General features: G+C 64.0%; 15 protein-coding genes. 6 read left to right on the forward strand and 9 right to left on the reverse strand.

Annotation, left to right across the window (positions count from 1 at the left end):
- Positions 1–239: 239 nt before the first annotated feature.
- A complete protein-coding gene (locus LV28_RS26385; RefSeq protein WP_038618957.1) occupies positions 240–1,292 on the reverse strand; it encodes a GGDEF domain-containing protein in 1,053 nt (350 codons plus the stop codon).
- A gap of 294 nt (positions 1,293–1,586) precedes the next feature.
- Between LV28_RS26385 and LV28_RS26390 the strand changes: the two genes are divergently transcribed.
- A complete protein-coding gene (locus LV28_RS26390; RefSeq protein ID WP_081326796.1) occupies positions 1,587–2,426 on the forward strand; it encodes an FCD domain-containing protein in 840 nt (279 codons plus the stop codon).
- An 85-nt stretch (positions 2,427–2,511) separates the two neighbouring features.
- On the opposite strand, the gene LV28_RS49230 is transcribed toward LV28_RS26390, so the two are convergent.
- From LV28_RS49230 to LV28_RS26400, 3 genes are all read right to left on the reverse strand, one after another.
- Complete coding sequence (locus tag LV28_RS49230; protein WP_257125736.1) at positions 2,512–3,219, reverse strand: porin; 708 nt, start codon at positions 3,217–3,219, stop codon at positions 2,512–2,514.
- On the reverse strand, positions 3,186–3,719 hold the full coding sequence (locus tag LV28_RS49235) for a porin (RefSeq protein ID WP_058371619.1): 534 nt from the start codon (positions 3,717–3,719) through the stop codon (positions 3,186–3,188). Before LV28_RS49235 ends, LV28_RS49230 begins: the two co-directional genes overlap by 34 nt.
- Positions 3,720–3,825: 106 nt before the next feature.
- Positions 3,826–4,749 (reverse strand): alpha/beta hydrolase, encoded by a 924-nt coding sequence (locus LV28_RS26400; RefSeq protein WP_048806468.1) that lies wholly within the window; start codon positions 4,747–4,749, stop codon positions 3,826–3,828.
- Positions 4,750–4,939: 190 nt separating this feature from the next.
- On the opposite strand from LV28_RS26400, the gene LV28_RS26405 reads away from it, so the two are divergent.
- The 3 genes from LV28_RS26405 to LV28_RS26415 are packed head-to-tail and all read left to right on the forward strand — an operon-like array spanning position 4,940 to position 7,753.
- On the forward strand, positions 4,940–5,938 hold the full coding sequence (locus LV28_RS26405) for an NAD-dependent epimerase/dehydratase family protein (protein WP_048806467.1): 999 nt from the start codon (positions 4,940–4,942) through the stop codon (positions 5,936–5,938).
- 3 nt (positions 5,939–5,941) lie between these two features.
- On the forward strand, positions 5,942–6,352 hold the full coding sequence (locus tag LV28_RS26410; RefSeq protein ID WP_023593938.1) for a RidA family protein: 411 nt from the start codon (positions 5,942–5,944) through the stop codon (positions 6,350–6,352).
- A gap of 48 nt (positions 6,353–6,400) precedes the next feature.
- Positions 6,401–7,753 carry an MFS transporter gene (locus tag LV28_RS26415; protein ID WP_081326797.1) on the forward strand — a complete coding sequence of 451 codons (1,353 nt, stop codon included), beginning with the start codon at positions 6,401–6,403 and terminating at the stop codon, positions 7,751–7,753.
- Positions 7,754–7,853: 100 nt separating this feature from the next.
- On the opposite strand, the gene LV28_RS26420 is transcribed toward LV28_RS26415, so the two are convergent.
- From LV28_RS26420 to LV28_RS26435, 4 genes are all read right to left on the reverse strand, one after another.
- The gene (locus tag LV28_RS26420; protein ID WP_023593940.1) at positions 7,854–9,206 is read right to left on the reverse strand and encodes an acetyl-CoA carboxylase biotin carboxylase subunit; all 1,353 of its coding nucleotides are present in this window, start codon (positions 9,204–9,206) and stop codon (positions 7,854–7,856) included.
- A 92-nt stretch (positions 9,207–9,298) separates the two neighbouring features.
- A complete protein-coding gene (locus LV28_RS26425) occupies positions 9,299–10,222 on the reverse strand; it encodes an IclR family transcriptional regulator (protein WP_160117962.1) in 924 nt (307 codons plus the stop codon).
- Positions 10,223–10,374: 152 nt separating this feature from the next.
- Positions 10,375–11,163: an enoyl-CoA hydratase/isomerase family protein gene (locus LV28_RS26430; RefSeq protein ID WP_038621714.1), complete on the reverse strand. Its 789-nt coding sequence runs from the start codon at positions 11,161–11,163 to the stop codon at positions 10,375–10,377.
- Positions 11,164–11,199: 36 nt separating this feature from the next.
- A complete protein-coding gene (locus LV28_RS26435) occupies positions 11,200–12,738 on the reverse strand; it encodes an acyl-CoA carboxylase subunit beta (protein WP_048806465.1) in 1,539 nt (512 codons plus the stop codon).
- Positions 12,739–12,994: 256 nt separating this feature from the next.
- On the opposite strand from LV28_RS26435, the gene LV28_RS26440 reads away from it, so the two are divergent.
- Positions 12,995–14,596, forward strand: coding sequence for an ABC transporter substrate-binding protein (locus LV28_RS26440; RefSeq protein WP_255315189.1), 1,602 nt, complete (start codon positions 12,995–12,997; stop codon positions 14,594–14,596).
- An 87-nt stretch (positions 14,597–14,683) separates the two neighbouring features.
- Here LV28_RS26440 and LV28_RS26445 read toward each other — a convergent pair whose 3' ends face one another.
- On the reverse strand, positions 14,684–14,905 hold the full coding sequence (locus LV28_RS26445) for a biotin/lipoyl-binding carrier protein (RefSeq protein ID WP_023593945.1): 222 nt from the start codon (positions 14,903–14,905) through the stop codon (positions 14,684–14,686).
- Positions 14,906–14,977: 72 nt separating this feature from the next.
- Between LV28_RS26445 and LV28_RS26450 the strand changes: the two genes are divergently transcribed.
- A complete protein-coding gene (locus LV28_RS26450) occupies positions 14,978–16,582 on the forward strand; it encodes an FAD-dependent oxidoreductase (RefSeq protein WP_081326798.1) in 1,605 nt (534 codons plus the stop codon).
- Positions 16,583–16,740 lie beyond the last annotated feature (158 nt).

Here is a 16,740-nt window from a genome sequence, read left to right on the forward strand (position 1 = left end):
CATTCACCAGGCGGCGTGTTCGGGGCTCGCCGCCGCCTCAATAAACGTCAAAGGCCCACGTGAAACGTGGGCCTTTGACTTTCCCTATGGCTCCCGCGCTCCCACCGTGCAGCAAGAGGCGATTCAGTAACCGTCAGGGGCATGGCGTCACAGAAATGCGTCAGGCGTCACCGCCGCACGGATCAGTTGGACGCACCGGAAGACCCCAAACCAAAACAATCACCCCCCAAATCCACCAATCAGCGCGACTGCCGCTTATATCCGTCGCCGCCGATGCGAGCCCGGTCTACCGCTGCGATACGGTTGCGTCCCTGGTCCTTAGCCTGATAGAGCTGCGCATCGGCCAGATTGATGAACGCGGTGACGTCAATGTCTCCCGTCGGCACGACGGTGGCTACCCCAAAGCTCGCCGTGACTCGCTGACCGTGCGGGGAGCGTAGGTGAGCGATGGCTTCCTCCGCGATCAGCGCGCGGCAACGCTCCGCGACACGCACCGCGTCATCGGCATTCGTGTCGGCGAGCACGAGCATGAATTCTTCCCCGCCAAATCTGCCAAGGAACGCATTCGGCCCAACTGCCGCTTCGAGCACGCGCGCAAGGCGCTTCAGACATTCGTCGCCTTGGAGGTGACCGTAATAGTCGTTGTACGACTTGAAGAAATCGATGTCGACCATCACGAGCGAAAGCGGCTTTCCCGATGCCTCCGCGTTCGCCCATTCGCGGGCGATGACCATGTCGAACATGCGACGGTTGCCGACCCCGGTCAAACTGTCTGACAACGAGAGCCGTTCGAGTTCGCGCTGGAGTTCCGCGAGCCGTGCCTCGGTGCGCTTGCGTTCACTGATGTCGAACATGAAGCCGATCAGCGCCTCAACGTCACCGTTCTCCTTGCGCACGACGTGGACAACGTCGCGAATCCACACATACCCGCCGTCCGCGGTCAGCGCGCGATAGTCCGCCTCATGATCGGCGCCCGCTTGCGACTGCGCGACGCAAAATTCCACAACCGCGTCACGGTCCTCCGGGTGCATCCGCGAGGCCCAGTCCTCGACTGTTTTCCACGTTGACGGCGCGTAGCCAAGCAGTGCTTCAATCTGCGGGCCGATATAGGTGAACTGCATTGTCGCCCAGTCGATCTTCCAGGGAATCGCCCGGGTGGATTCGAGCAACGTGCGATAAACCGTGGGGTTGTCCTCGCCGGGCTGGCGGCCGGACGATGCCAGGCTGTCCTCGTGGCGCAGGAACGCGGCTTGAAGCGAACTGGGAGTTAAATCCTTTTCTTCGTGGCTCATCGTGATCTTCCAATACCCTGTAAACCCATTATCGGCAAATGCGGCAGGGCCTTGAGCGCAGCGCGAAGATGGATCGACCCAGGCCCCGCAAGCCATCGCTTGCCCACCATCGGATCGAAGGCGTTCGCTCAGGTTCATGCAGGCCTTCATGACGGTCCGGGCCATTTTCTTCCGGATACCACCCCCATATCGGCGCCATCTTGGATTTCAAGCATTCATGGTAAATTTAGAAAATTACGAGGATTTTCGAAAATTTCGCGAAAACACTACTTCGCATGGGAGCGTGGAGGTCAGATGCGACCGAAAGGTGAACGAGATGTCCGGCAAGTCACTCAAGCATCGGGGCGAGAGAAGTCCGATGGGCACACGCTATCGGAACAGGCATATTGGCTGATGCACCGTGACATTCTCGCGGGCGTCCTGGCGCCGAACGAAAAGTTGCGCTTGCAGGGACTGCAGGCGCGGTACGGTCTGGGCATGAGTCCCATCCGTGAGGCCCTGATGTTGTTGAGTCGCGAGGGACTTGTCTCGAACGAAGGACAGCGCGGCTTCCGCGTGACGCCGGTATCCGTCGAAGACTTGCAGGACATCGTCTGGGCGCGACTGAACATCGAGACGATCCTGCTCGGTCAGTCGATTCGCCACGGCGACGCCGACTGGGGGGCGGAAATCTCGGCGGCGTTTTACAAACTCACACATGCCCCCGTTCCCGCATCGCTCGACGACATCGAGACGCTGGAGGCGTGGGAAGCCGCGCACCGGCGATTCCACCGCGCCCTGCTCGCCGGCGCCAAGTCACCTTGGCTGCATCGCGTCGACGCGCAACTCGTCGATCTGACGGAACGCTATCGACGAATCCGTCTCGCCCGCATGGGGTTTACCGCTCGCACCGACAGCATCTTCACGGAGCACAAGGCACTGATGGAGGCGGCGCTCGCACGCGATGTCGATACCGCGTGCCATCTGCTGCACGAACACCTGACGGCGACCTTCGATGCGCAGAAATGGCTGGATGACGGCCTTGCCGCCACCGATGACGTACCTGCCGCCGCACCCGCGCCGGCCAAACGTCCTGCCAGAAAGGCCGTGTCGCCGCGCGCACGCCGCTCGGCCGACACCCTTGAAAAGGCCTGATTGCCGCCGCGTCGTTGAACGCGTCGCCCACGAACGCCCCAGGCCATTCGAAGCGCGAACGTCTCGCGCTTCGCGCCCGCAGCCATCAGAAGCGATGACGCATCCCCAGCCCGACGACGATCTGTGTCGGCGTCGCCGACTGGGCGTATCCACACAAGATGGCGTTCGCAAAAGGCGTGCCGGTACCGCCGATAACGTGCTGGTAGACGGCGTCGATATAGACGTCAGTGCGCTTGGAAAAATAGTAGGCGGCTTGTAGATTGACCTGGTGCCACTTCGGGCTCGCGCTCGCAGTGGCATTTTCATATCGACCCATCGTGAAAGCGTAGGAGCCGATCAACGTAATGTTGGCGGTCGCGTTGTAGGTCACGTTCACGTCGAAGTTGTCCATGCGCAGGCTGGCATTCCCCATGGGCCTGTAGCCGAAGAGATTGACCGACGAACCGTCGCTGATGACCGTACGCGTCCACGTGGCGCCGTAGGTGCCGTTCCCCCAGACGTAGCTTCCTCCGATACCGAAGACCGATTGCTTGGCCGCGATGAACGTCGAGTCGCCCGAGCCGCTGCTGCCGTCGACCGCGCCACCCGCGTTCGCGCCCGCGTTATTGATGACGATAAAGGCCGCGCCGAGGCTGAGCGGCCCGTTTTCGTACCCGAGGCCCGCGCTGTAAGCCCGATTTGCCGCGGCCGCACCGGCCTGATTCGAGAACGCGTACATGGTGCGCATCGACAGACCGCTCCACGACGGACTGGTGTACATCACCGAATTATCGATACGAAACGAGTTACCCATGTTGTCGTTGTCGAATGGATGGGCAAACGCCGTGCCACCGGTGAAGCCCCCGTATGCACGGCGAGATACCAGATGGTCGGGTCGTATTGACGACCGAGCGTGAGCGAGCCGAGCCGATTGTCCTTCAGACCGACCCAGGCCTGCCGCCCGAACTCGCGAGAGCCTTGTCCCAGCTTGCCGGTGAAGAGGTTGAAGCCGTTCTCCAACTGGAAGACGGCGCTGGTCCCGCCGCCCAGGTCTTCCGTGCCTTTCATCCCCCAGCGCGAACCGTTGATCATGCCGTTTTGCGCCTGAAAGCTGTGCGCCCCACCCTGGTTCGACACGTAATTGATGCTCGCGTCGATGCTGCCGTACAGCGTGACGTTCGACTGCGCGTGGGCGACGGATGCGCCAATCGCGAGAGGGACCGCGAGCCATGAAAAGGAAAGCCGGGAATGCCGGGGGCGGCGAGTATGGCGAGTATGGCGAGTTTGCCGGGCAAGACTGGGGCTGCGCATCATGGTGACTCCGTAGGGCGTGGTGACGGCGCTTGTGGGGCGCCTGTTGAAAACTCATGAACAGGGCTGTCGCCCCGGCGCGATACGAGCGCTGGCATCGGGCACGGGTTCAGCCGATCGGAACCGTGCCGTGGTGAGCGATGCCCGCCAGACGGCCGTACCAGGCATGGGCGGGATCTCTCAGGCGTGTGTGTGTCTGGAAGTGATCGGCGCCAGGCTCGACGAAGGCGGCGCAGGGCGCGCCCTGTGCCTTGAGCAAGCTGGCCATGCGCTGATTCGAAAGGGCGACGCGGACACTGTCGTGTTCGCCCCAGCCGAGCACCATGGGCACGCGATTGCCTCGCGTCCAGCACATCGGACTCATCAACGCGTCATCGGTATCGGGGCCGAGCACCATTTCGTAGACACGCGCTTCAAGCGACCCGTGCGCCGGCGCCGGATGATGCAGATCGAAGATGCCGGAGATCGGCAAGCACCCCACGATGTTGTCAGGGTTCGCACCTGCGAGCGCGATCAGGTCCGGGCGCAGCGCGAGCAATGCCGCCAGATGCCCGCCGGCCGAATGACCGGCGAGCACGATGCGGCGAGCAGTGTCCGCGCAGCCCGTGGCCCAGTCGGGCAGAACCACCGGTAATGCGGCGAGCAGGTCCGCGCCATCGAGGAGCGCGGCGGGAAGCGCGGCCGCGGGTGCAAGCCGATAGCCGGGGGCGACCAGGATGCAACCGGTTGCCACGACGTTCGCCGCCATGAACGTCACATACTCCTTGTAGCCATTCGTCCAGCCGCCACCGTGAAAGAACACCACGATCGGGGCGTCGGGCGGCATGTCCGGTGCGGAAAACACGTCGAAGCGCTGTAGCGGATCGGTGCCATACGGAAGATTCCTGGCGACGCGCAATCCTTCCACCGGACGCCGGGCCCAGTCGAGCACCAACGCTTCATAGGCGCGTGCGGCGGCGCTCGGGAGAGGCATTTGCGGCGCGTGGCCCTCGGGGGCAAACGTCGCGATCTGCTGCGAAATTTCTGACTTCATGCTGGTAGATCAGGGAAAGTACGGATAAGTACGGCACACCATTGAGCGGCCGTGATGGATTCATATAATTAACGTACAAATTTATAAAATCAAACTTTTTTTGTATTGACACCGTGATTTTGTATCCGTAACTTGCGCTTCATGGAGGGTCGGAGCACCCGGTTCGGGTGCCGACAGCAAGGAGAGTGAAATGACGGTTTTAGTGACTGGCGCAGGGCTGATCGGCCGACTGACGGCAACGGCGTTGCATGCGCAGGGCGAGGCGGTCGTGCTGGCGGATGTCCGGGTTCCGCAGGAGGCAACTGATCTGACGGTGCCGATCGTTCGCTGCGACGTGACGGACTTTGAGCGTTTATCCGATGTGGTCCAGGGGCATGGCGTGACATCGATCGTGCACACGGCAGCGTTGCTGTCGAGCGCGATCCGGCGGGACCCGCTCGCCGGCGTGAAAGTCAACACGCTGGGAACGGCGAACGTGCTCGAAGTGGCCCGCCGGCACGATCTGGCGCGGGTCGTGGTTGCGAGTTCGACCACGGTGGCTTATGCCGCATTCGGCACGTTGCCCGCCGCGCCGATTGGCGAGGACTTCGCGACCCATGCCGTAAGCGAGGCGCCGGCCAGTATCTATGCGGCAACGAAGGTCGCCAGCGAACACCTGGCACTGGCCTACGACTCGCTGTACGACATGAGCGTGATCGTGTTGCGTTACGGCGCGGTGCTGGGGGCGGGAAGGGAGGCGTCGACGAGCGTGCCCGGTCGATTGCTGGGTTGCCTGCTCGACGCCGGTCGTCGCGAGGCGCCCGCGCGGCTCGACGATCCCGTGTTGCTTTGGAACGGGCGTGAGGAATTCGTCGACGCTCGCGATTGCGCGCTCGCCAACGTGGCGGCCCTGCGCGCCTGGGCGCCGGCGCAGCGCGTTTTCAACATTGCCACGGGCGACTGGTTCACTGTCGAGGAGTTCGTCGGCGTGGTCCGGGAGCGGTATCCGGCACTGCGCATTGGCGAGATGCAATTACCGGCGGGTGGCTTTGCTGGCTTCCCGCACACACGGCCGGCGCCATCGGATGTCAGCGCCGCTAGGCGTTACCTCGGCTTCAACACGCAATACGCGTTGCGCGATTCCGTCGACCATTTTGCTGCCGCACACGGTGCGCAGGGCGACGCGTTGGTTCAGACCCTGCGGAGCTAAGCGATGGCACAGGTCATTCCCGTTGATTTGCCGGATCTCGGCCAACCGTTCTCGTGGGCGACGCGCGCAGCCGGCATGACATTCACCGCGCAAGGTCCCGTGCGAGGCGACGGCACCATCGAGACGGGAAGTATTGAAGCGCAGGCGCGTCTGACGTTCGAAAACCTGCGCCGCACGCTGGCGGCAGGCGGTCTGCGCCTGCACGACGTCGCGCAGGTGCTGATCTATCTCACCGAGGACGAGGACATGCGTGCGGTAGACAGGGTGTACCGCACCTTCTTCGACGCCCCGTATCCGAATCGCTCGACTGTCGTGGTGAAGGCATTGGTCGTGCCCGGCATGCGTATCGAAATCGTGGCATATGCGGCTGCGTGCGATGCACCCGCGCGCGCGACAACGAATTCCCCCATCTGAACGGGCAAGGCCCGGCAGGACCATCCATCACAAGAGGACAGATTTCCCATGAAGCCATCCGAGTCAAGTGTGAGCGCGCTGCGGGCGTCGGCCGATGCCGGGGTCGAGCGAGCCACCATCCACCGCATCACGTGGCGACTGGTGCCACTGATTTTCATCGCGTGGTTCGTCAACTATCTCGATCGCGCGAACATCGGTTTCGCCGCATTGCAGATGAATCAGGAACTGGGCATGGGGCCGGAGATGTTCGGCTTCGCCGCCGGCATTTTCTACCTCGGCTACATCGGCTTCGAGGTGCCGAGCAACATGATGATGCATCGCTTCGGCGCACGCGTGTGGCTCGCGCGCATCATGATCACCTGGGGGATCGTGTCGGCGGGCACGGCATTCGTGCAGACCCCGCAGCAACTCTACGTTGCGCGTCTCCTGCTCGGCGTGGTCGAGGCGGGCTTCTTCCCCTCGGTGTTGTATTACCTCGCGACATGGTTCCCGAAGCAGCATCTCGGACGCGCGATCAGCCGGGTCTACTCGGCCAACATTTTCTCGCTGATCGTGGGGGCGCCTGTCTCGGCCTTGTTGATCGATCACTTCCATGAGGCGAGCGGGTTTTCCGGATGGCGATGGATGATGATGATCGAGGGGCTGCCGGCGGTGGCGCTTGGTGTGATCGCGTGGTTCGTGCTGGTCGACAGGCCGTCGGACGCGAAATGGCTGAGCCCGGCGCAACGCGAGTGGCTGGTGACTACGATGGCGAATGAGGAAGCGGTTGCGGCCACCACGGGAACGTCGAGCTTTCGCAGCGCGATGGTCGCGCCGATGGTCTGGTTGATGGGCCTGCTGTATTTCTGCATTGGCATCGGCTTCTTTGGCATCTCGACATGGTTGCCGCAGGTGATCCGTCAGATGAGCCGGTTGTCGATCGTCGAGATCGGTCTGGTCAGCGCCATACCGTTCATCCTTGGGGCGATTGCGATGTTTGCCAACGCGCGCCATTCGGACCGCACGATGGAGCGTCGCTGGCATCTGGCAGGTGCGCTCTTCGTCGGCGCCGCGGGGTTGGCGGGCAGCGGCCTGACGTCGACCTTGCCGATCGTGTCGTTCGTCTGCATCTGCGTGGCGGCCGCCGGCATCGTCGGGTCGCTCAGTGTGTTCTGGACCATCCCGCCGACGTTTCTGTCCGGTGCCGGCGCCGCAGGTGGAATTGCACTGATCAACGCTATCAGCGGTCTCGCGGGATTTTTTGCCCCCTGGCTGGTGGGTGTGGCACGCGGACATTCCACCGACTTCACGTTGGCGCTGTATTGCCTGGCGGCCAGCGCGGCAGCGGCGGCAGTGCTGGCGGCGGTCCTGCCCTACGGCAAGCGCAAGCCTCGAGATGAGGTCAGCGCCTATGCGCACTGATCGAATGCATTGAACGGTTTAAGGCGGGAGGCGGCATGACGCGGGAACTGGCCAAGGCCCGGGCGAAGGAAGTGGCATTCGCCTCATCGCGCCGCGAGCTTCACCGTCCCGCCGCCGCCAGAATATCGGTGCCGAGTCCGGTATGAATATGTCCGAGTTGGAAAAGTTCGTCGTCGAGCACCTGCAGCGCGAACGGAATATTCGTCTTGACGCCTCGAACTTCGGTCGCCCGCAGGGCTTGCGACATTTGCCGGATGGCGGACGTGCGATCCGGCGCATGCACGATGATCTTCGCCAGGAGCGGATCGTAATACGGTGTGACGGTGCTGCCTTGTGCGTACCCGGTCTCCACGCGAACGCCGTCACCCTGCGGTAGCTCGAATACCTCGAGTTTCCCGGGCGACGGGAAGAACCGCACCGGGTCTTCGGCATAGACTCGCACTTCGATCGCGTGCCCGTTCACGCGGGGCCGGTCCGGAATCACCGCCGCGAGCGATTCGCCCGCCGCCAGCCGGATCTGCGCCATCACGAGATCCACTCCCGTAATGGCTTCAGTCACGGCGTGCTCGACTTGCAGGCGTGTATTCATCTCGAGAAAGTTGCATGTCCCGTCCGCGCCGAACAGCGTCTCCGCCGTACCGATCACGTCGTACCCCATGTCCTGGAGCAAACCGGCGATCCGCTCGGCGGTGGCCTCCATGTCGCGGCGCGGCAGCAGCGGGGCGGGCGACTCCTCGATCACCTTCTGATGGCGGCGCTGCACGGAGCAGTCGCGCTCGAACAGATGGCAGGCATTTCCGGCCTTGTCCGCCAGAATCTGGAACTCGATATGGCGGGGCCGCTCGATCAGCTTCTCCAGATACAACTCGCCATTGCCGAAGCTCTTCTGCGACACCGACCGCGCCTGCGCAATGGCCGCGAGCAACGACACCTCGTCGCGCGCGGGCACCATGCCGATACCCCCACCGCCGGCGGCGGGCTTGATCAGCACCGGGTATCCGATCGCACGCGCTGCCGCGCTGATCGATTCCGTGTGGTCGTCGAGCAAACCCGAGCTCGGCGACATCGGCATGCCGTGGCGTGCCATCAGTTCCCGCGCGCGCGTCTTGTGTCCCATCGCTTCGATCCATCGCGGCGACGGCCCGATGAACGCAGCCCCTGCGTCGATGACGCGGCGCGCAAACGCGGCGTTCTCGGACAGAAAGCCGTAGCCGGGGTGTACGGCGTCGGCGCCCGAGCGCGCCAGCACGCTCATGAGACGATCCTGATCGAGATAGCTCGACATCGCCGGTGCGGGGCCGATGGCATACACCTCGTCGGCCTGGGCCAGATAGGGCAGCGTCGCGTCCGCTTCGGAGCACACCGCCACGGAACGGATGTTCATCTGACGCAGCGCGCGAATGATGCGCGCCGCGACCGCGCCGCGATTCGCGACGACGACCTTGGTAAACATATCTCTCTCCTCCTGCGTTTCTCCATGCCGGGAACGGCATACCGCAAGGCGGTGCCGCGCCCGACGCGATCGCCGCGATCGCCGCGATGGGCCTAGCCTGAAATCCTGTCCGTCATGCCGCCCCATCCGACGCGCGCGTCGTCGAGCTGCTTGCCCAGTGCCTCGGTCTCCTGCCGGAGCGCCCGCAGCGCTTCGTCGAGATGGGCGCCGGACATGCGCGACGCGATCGACGCAATGCTGATCGAGACGAACGCCGGGCCATCGCGTCGAGGTAGCGTCATGCCAATGGCGCTGACGTCCGCGATCACCGTCTGCAAATTCATGGCGTAACCGTCGTGGCGGGTCTTGGTGACCAGCTCGCGCAAGCGCTCGGGCGAGATGTCGCGATAGCTCGGCAGATGCATCGCGTTCGCCGCGATCGCCGCTTCGACCGCGCTGTCGGGCAGCGCGGCCAGCAGCGCCATCGCCCCGGCTCCGGCGCCCAGCGCACGCCGCGCACCGATCCTCAGGCTGTGCGTGCGAATCGGATAGCTGCCCTGCACGTGATCGAAGCACACGGCCTCGTGGCCGCTGCGTACCATCAGAAAAACGGAATCGCCCGTCTTGTCGGCGAGCCGCCGCAGCGTCGGCTGGCACCGCTCCTTCAGATCGAACGCGGGCGACGCACTCAAGCCGAGCACGTAAGCCATATGTCCGAGCGTGTAGCGCCGGGATTGCGCGTCGAGTTGCAGCATGTGGCTAAACGATAGGCCCTTGACGATGCGATGTGCCGTAATGCGCTCCAGGCCCAGGCCCTCGGCAATCTCGTGGAGCCGCAGTCCTTGCGGGCCGCGCATGGCGACGAGGCGCATGACGGCAATGGCGCGCTGAATGCTTTGGGTACCCTCGTTCGCGCGGCGCGCTACTGGCGCTGTAAGCGCATCGTCGTTCGACAAGTCGTCACCGGGCATTGCCGTTGCATCGAGTCCTTCGATTCCATCGCCGATGTCCTCGGCATCTCGGGGTGGGAGTGTCATGAAAATGGCTTCCGTTCGTGTTTCGTCCTGCACGTCCGCGCCGACCCAATGGGACCGCGTATCGATGGTGGGCAACGGTGGGCGTGCGACATAGGGGGCAGGCATTGGCGTGCCGAAGCGCGGGCGCCTCAACGCCTCAGCGCGTCAACGCGTCAACGCCCGCGAAACGATGGCGCGCGCTTCTGTGCGAACGCCTCCCGCCCCTCCTTGCGATCTTCCGTGTCGCGCAGCAATCCCCATAATCGGCGCTCGTGCGCCAGCGCGACGGGCAAGGGCATCTCCAGCCCATCGCGCACCGCCTGCTTGATGGCATGCACGGCCAGCGGAGCGGCATTGGCCAGGCGACGTGCGATGCCTGTCGCCGTCTCCATCAGCGATTCGGGCGCGACCACGTGGCTCACCAGCCCGATGCGCAACGCGGTTTGCGCATCGATCGCGTCACCGGTGAGCAACATCCACATGGCGTTGGCGTGGCCGACAAGACGTGGCAGACGCTGCGTTCCGCCCGACCCCGGCATCGACCCAACCTGGACTTCCGGCAATGCGAAGCGGGCCGTCTCGGCCGCGATGCGAATATCGCAGGCGAGTCCGATCTCCAACCCGCCCCCATATGCCAGCCCGTTGAACGCGCAGATCACGGGGGTGTCGAAGTCGAGGCCGAGCGTGAGCGATCCCGCTTCCGCTTCGGCGCCTTCACCGCCGAACACCTGCGCGGCGAACGACGTCGCGGGCGGCGGGGTTCGTCGCAGGTCCGCACCGCTGCTGAATGCGCGGTCTCCGGCCCCCGTCACGATGACGGCGCGAATCTCCGGTGTGTCGCCGATATGCCGCCACAGTGCCTGGAGCCGCGCGCGCATCGCATAGTCGATGGCGTTGAGCGACTCGGGCCGGTTCAGGCGCACCGTCGCGATGCCTTCATTCACCACAAATTCGATACTCATGATGTCGATGTCGCCGAAGTTGCGCACACCCTCGTCTCAAGGGTCGATGCGGTGCTTGAAGCCGGGCGTGCGCGAATCCGCCGCCACGCGCAGCGCGCGCCGGATCGCGTCGCGCGTCTCGCCCGGGTCGATCACGTCGTCGATCCAGCCCTGCGCGGCCGCCTCATAGGCGCTCGACTGCTCGTCGAGCTTCGCCATGATTTCGGCCTTGCGCGCCACCGGGTCCGGCGCGGCCGCGATCTCGCGCCCGTATACGAGTTCCACGCCGGCTTCCGGCCCCATCACGTCGAAGTGGGCGTCCGGCCACGCGGCGAGATAGTCGGGACGCATCGCGCGCCCGCACATCGCGAGATAGGCCAGGCCGATGGCCTTGCGCGCCACGATGGTGATCTTCGGCACAGAGGCGGCACACACGGTGTTGAGCAGGCGGGCGGCGAGAGACACCATTCGTTGCTTTTCGATGTCCGGCCCGACGAGGAACCCGGGCGCGTCGCAGATGAACACGAGTGGCACGTGGAACGCGTCGCAGACATCGACGAACTTGCGCGCCTTCTGCGCGGTCTTCTCGTCCATCACGCCGCCGCGCGACATTGGGTTCGACGCCACAAAGCCGACAGGCTGTCCGTCGATGCGGCCAAAGGCAGTGATCAGATTCGGGCCGAAGCGCGGCCGATAGTGAAAGAGGTCGCCGGCGTCGACGATGAGGCTAAGCACACGCTTCATGTCATACGCCTGGCGCCCGACATCGGGAATCATTGCGCGCAGCTTGTCGCGTCCCTCCTCGGTGTCGAGGGCTGCGGGTCGGGCCTCGGCGACCGGCGGCAACTCGCCGCAATGGCTCGGCAAAAACGACAGGAAGGTCCGCAGGCTGCGCAGCGTATCGGCCTCCGTTTCGCCCACGTAGTCCGTCTGACCGGTCACGGACTCGCTCACGTCGGCGCCGCCGATGGCATCGGTCGTCACCGATTCGCCGGTGCCCACCTTGACGACGAGCGGTCCGGACATGCCCATCACGCCTGTGCCGCGAGCGAGGGCCGTGAAGTCGGATTGAGCGGCCGTGAACGAGGGACCCCCGAAGGCCGGACCAAGGATTGCCGCGAGCTGTGGAATCTGGCCCGACATCCGGAAATGATCCGCGAAGCGTGCGCCCATGTTGGCCGCCATCGCCCCGAAACTCTCCTGAACACGCGCCGCGCCTGCCTCCATCAATGCAATGAACGGCTTTCGATGACGCAGTGCCGCATCGCGAACCCTTGCGATCTTGATCTCGCCCACCCGCCCGCGCGTGCCGCCAAGCACGGTCGCGTCGTCAGCGGCGACATACACGATGCGTCCGTCGATGGTGCCATGTCCCGTCACGATGCCGTCGGCCGGCGTGCGCTCGCGCAAGGACGCGTGCGCACTGCGTGCATGAACGCCGATTTCGACAAAGCTCCCGTCATCGAGCAGCAATGCGATCCGCTCGCGCGCGGTCAGCTTGCCTTGTTCGCGAAGCTTGTCGATGGCGGCTTCCGACGTCGCACCCCGGACGGCTTCGCGGCGGGCTTGAAGTTCGTCGATCTTGCGTTTGTCCATGGGCGTCCTGAAGGTGCGATGGACGCGGAGAGCGAAGCTTTCCACTTATCCATATATTGAAATAAATAATGATTCTATGGTGCGGTGCGTGAGCGATCATGCCGTGTCGGTATGATCGCTTATTGACATCGAGAACCATGTTTCCTAGCTTTTATAGCGGATATTTCAACAACGTGCCAGAGAAATTGGTGCAATTCGAGGTGGGGTTTTCGATGTTTTGTAATTCCAATATGTGAACATAAATAATGAGGTCGAAATGAATCGAATCACGGGAAGGCGCGCGATCGCGCGCGTGGCGTCGGGGTTTCGGGTGGGGGCCGCGGTGGGGGCGGTCGCGCTCGGGGTAATGGGCGTGCTCGGTGCGGTGGGCGTGTCGGGCAACGCGGCGGCGGCTGAGAAGAGCGCTCCCGCAGTCGATCGCAACACGCTTGTCGTGGCACTTGACAAGGAGATCCAGAGTCTCGATGCGCTGGTGACGGCCAGCGGCGATTCGCAACGCTATGCGATGTCGATTTTCGACACGCTGTACGGTTTTGACGACAAGGGCAATATCGTGCCGCGCATGGCGACGAGCTACGCGATGTCGTCCGACGGACTGGCTTACACCTTCAAGCTTCGGCCGAACATCAAGTTCCACAACGGCGATCCCTTTACGTCGGCGGACGTGAAGTACTCGATCGAGCGCGTGGTGGATCCTGTCACGAAAAGCACGCGGCGCCCGTATTTCGCGCCCGTCATCGAGGGTGTCGACACGCCCGATCCCCTCACCGTGCGCATTCGTCTGAAGCAGCCCGACGGCGTCTTCCTCAACAAGATCGCCGGCTTTCTGTTCATCGTGCCGCAGAAATACACGTCGTCGTTGCCGAACGTCGAGGCGTTTGCCGCGGCACCGATCGGTACCGGCCCGTACCGGGTGAAGGCCAACAAAGTGGGGCAGTACCTCGAGCTGGAGCGCTTCGACGACTTTTACGGCGACAAGCCTGCCATCAAGACGCTCGTGTTCAAGTACATTCCCGAGCCGTCGAGTCGTGTCAATGCGATCGTGTCGGGGGAGGTCGACATTGCCGCCATGATCCCGCTGGCCGAAGTGGCGCGGCTCCGACAGGACGCCGCGCTGGACGTCATCACCAACCCGGTGTCTTCGCCGATGCACGTGCGGCTGTACTCCAATGTGCCGGATTCCCCGCTCGCCAAGCGCGACGTGCGACTGGCGCTGAACTACGCGATCGACGCGAACGCGATCATCAAGGGGGTATTCCATGGCGTGGGTGCGCCGATGGGCACATTCATCTCGAAGTACTTTCCGTACGGAGGCGACCCGAGCGTGAAGCCGTATCCGTACGATCCCGCCAAGGCGCGCGCGTTGCTCAAGCAGGCCGGCTACCCGAACGGCTTCCCCATCAAGCTTTATGACGCGGTAGGCACACCCAAGGAGTTTGCCGAGGCGCTGGCGGCGTATTGGGGGCAGGTCGGCGTGAAGGTCGACATCAATCGCATCGACTACGCCGCCTGGAGTCGTCTGAACAATACGCACAAGACCGGCCCGATGACGACAACCCAGTTCACCAACGCGATCTACGACCCCATCCATCCCGTGGCGGGTTCGTTCTCGAAGGATGGGGCGTGGTCCGACTACTACAACCCGGAGGTCGAGGCGCTGCTCAAGCAGCTTGAAACCACCACCGGGGCGCAGGCGCGTGGCGAACTGTTCCGCAAGATCGGCAAGATCCTGCACGACGACGCGTCCGCCGTGCTTGTGACGGAGTTGTTCAACGTCTTCGCGAAGAAGAAATCGCTGACATGGGAGGTGCAGCAAGGCTCGGGCTTCCTGAATTTTCGCAAAGTCGCCTGGCATTGAGGTGCGGCGCCGTCGTGAGTCGTGCATTACGGCACGGCGCGACGGCGCGTGCCCCGCGCGGATAGGCAGGTCGGGGAGTGGGGCGGTTCAGGTGTCGAGGCTCACGGCGTCCTCGCCCTCGCCGATGGGGTCTCCCACGTTGACGTGCACTTTCGTGACACGCCCGGCACGGGGTGCGATCACGGGAATCTCCATCTTCATCGACTCGACCATCAGGAGCGCCTGGTCCTCGGCGACGGCGTCGCCTTCGGCGACCAGTACCTGGCAGACAGTGCCAGTGATTTCAGAGCGAACGGCGTGGTTGGGCATCTCGGTTTCCTCCGGGTCATGACGCGTGGTTCAACAAACGATTTGCAGTCGACAAGTGGGAGTCATCGACACATGGTTGCTTTCCTGAGTGCTTCGGAACATCGGGCCGCGTCCGGCGCGGCCTCGCAGTGGCAGGCGGAATACGACGTGATCGTGGTGGGGTACGGTGCCGCCGGCGCGGTGGCGGCCATCGAGAGCGCCGATGCTGGCGCGCGCGTGCTGCTCATCGAGAAGATGCCAGACCCCGGGGGCATTTCGATCCTGTCGGCGGGGGGTGTGCGTGTTGCCGATGACGCCGATGCCGCCTTTCGATACCTTCGCGAAACTTGTGGCGGCCGCACGCCGGATGACGTGCTGCGAGCGCTGGCGCTCGGCATGACCGAAGTCGCCGGCTACCTGCGCGATCTCGCGCGTGTCGATGGCGCGGTCGTGCGTGTCGAGTCGGCCGTGGGCAACTATCCGTTTCCCGGATGCGATTCGCTGGCCTACGCGGACATCGAATCGATTCCCGGCTTTGGCGACCCGGCGGGCTACCTTGCGGCGCGGCCGTTTCGTCCGGGCTGCCTGCTTTTCAGGCTTCTGCTCGACAACGTCGAGGCGCGTCGTGCCGATGGTCGGATCGACGTGTGGCTTTCCACGCCGGTCGAGCGTCTCGTGCAGGATGCGGGCCGCGAAGTGTGCGGGGTGAGGTTGCGTCGCGGTGACGACGTGATTTGTGTGCGGGCGCGCCGCGCGGTGGTGCTGGCTTGCGGCGGCTTCGAGGCCGACGAGGACATGAAGCGGCAGTACTTCGTCTCGACGCCCGTGTTGCCGGGAAGCTTTCGCGGCAACACGGGCGACGGCATCCGCATGGCGCAGGCGGCCGGCGCGGCGCTCTGGCATATGTGGCACCACCACGGCCCGTACGGGATCCGGCATCCGGACCCGTCGTACCCGTTCGGCATCTACGCCAAGATCCTGCCGATGTGGACGCCGGAACGGGGGGCGAAGCAATTGCCGAAAATGGCGTGGATCATCGTGGATCAACGCGGGCGACGCTACGTCAATGAATATCCCCCCTACATCTCCGACACCGGCGTGCGTCAGTTCGATCATTTCGATCCGTGTGCGTATCGACACGACCGGCTGCCGTCGTTTCTGATCTTCGACGAAGCCGGGCGTCGGATGTATCCGATGGGACGCTCGATTACCAACGATCGCGACGCCTGGTACGAGTGGAGCGCGGACAACCTCAAGGAGGTCGAGAACGGCTTGCTGATAAAGGCCGACACGCTCGAGGCGCTGGCGACCCGGCTCGGCATCGATGCGCAGGCGCTGCTGCGCACCGTGCGCGAGTGGAATGCGGGATGCGATGTGGGGCGCGACGCCGCATTCGGCCGGCGTCCGGAGACCATGGTGCCGCTGCGCGAGGGGCCGTTCTATGCGGCGTTGCTGTGGCCGGTGGTGATCAATACGCAGGGCGGTCCGGTGCACGACGCGTCGCAGCGCGTGCTCGATCCGTTCGGCGATCCCATCGAGGGGCTCTTCGCGGCAGGGGAGCTCGGCAGTGCATTCGGCCACATCTACATGGCGGGTGGCAACCTCGCGGAGTGCATTGTCGGTGGGCGAATTGCCGGGCGCAACGCGGCGCAAGCGGGCGGTGCGGACCGCCGTGGCGTGGGTGCGTTGCGCGCCTGATGCGATGGGGGCGCCGGGCGTCCGGCTGGGCGGACGTCGCGCCGCCTTCGGTGCGTCTCTCATCGATTGTCTTGAGAATGTTCAAATAGTGGAACAAATATTGCGCTTGAATCACTCCGGAATGCAAGCCGGAATGTCGTGATTTGCTAAGCATAAAT

The sequence above is a fragment of the Pandoraea pnomenusa genome (assembly GCF_000767615.3).
Taxonomy (GTDB): Bacteria; Pseudomonadota; Gammaproteobacteria; order Burkholderiales; family Burkholderiaceae; genus Pandoraea; species Pandoraea pnomenusa.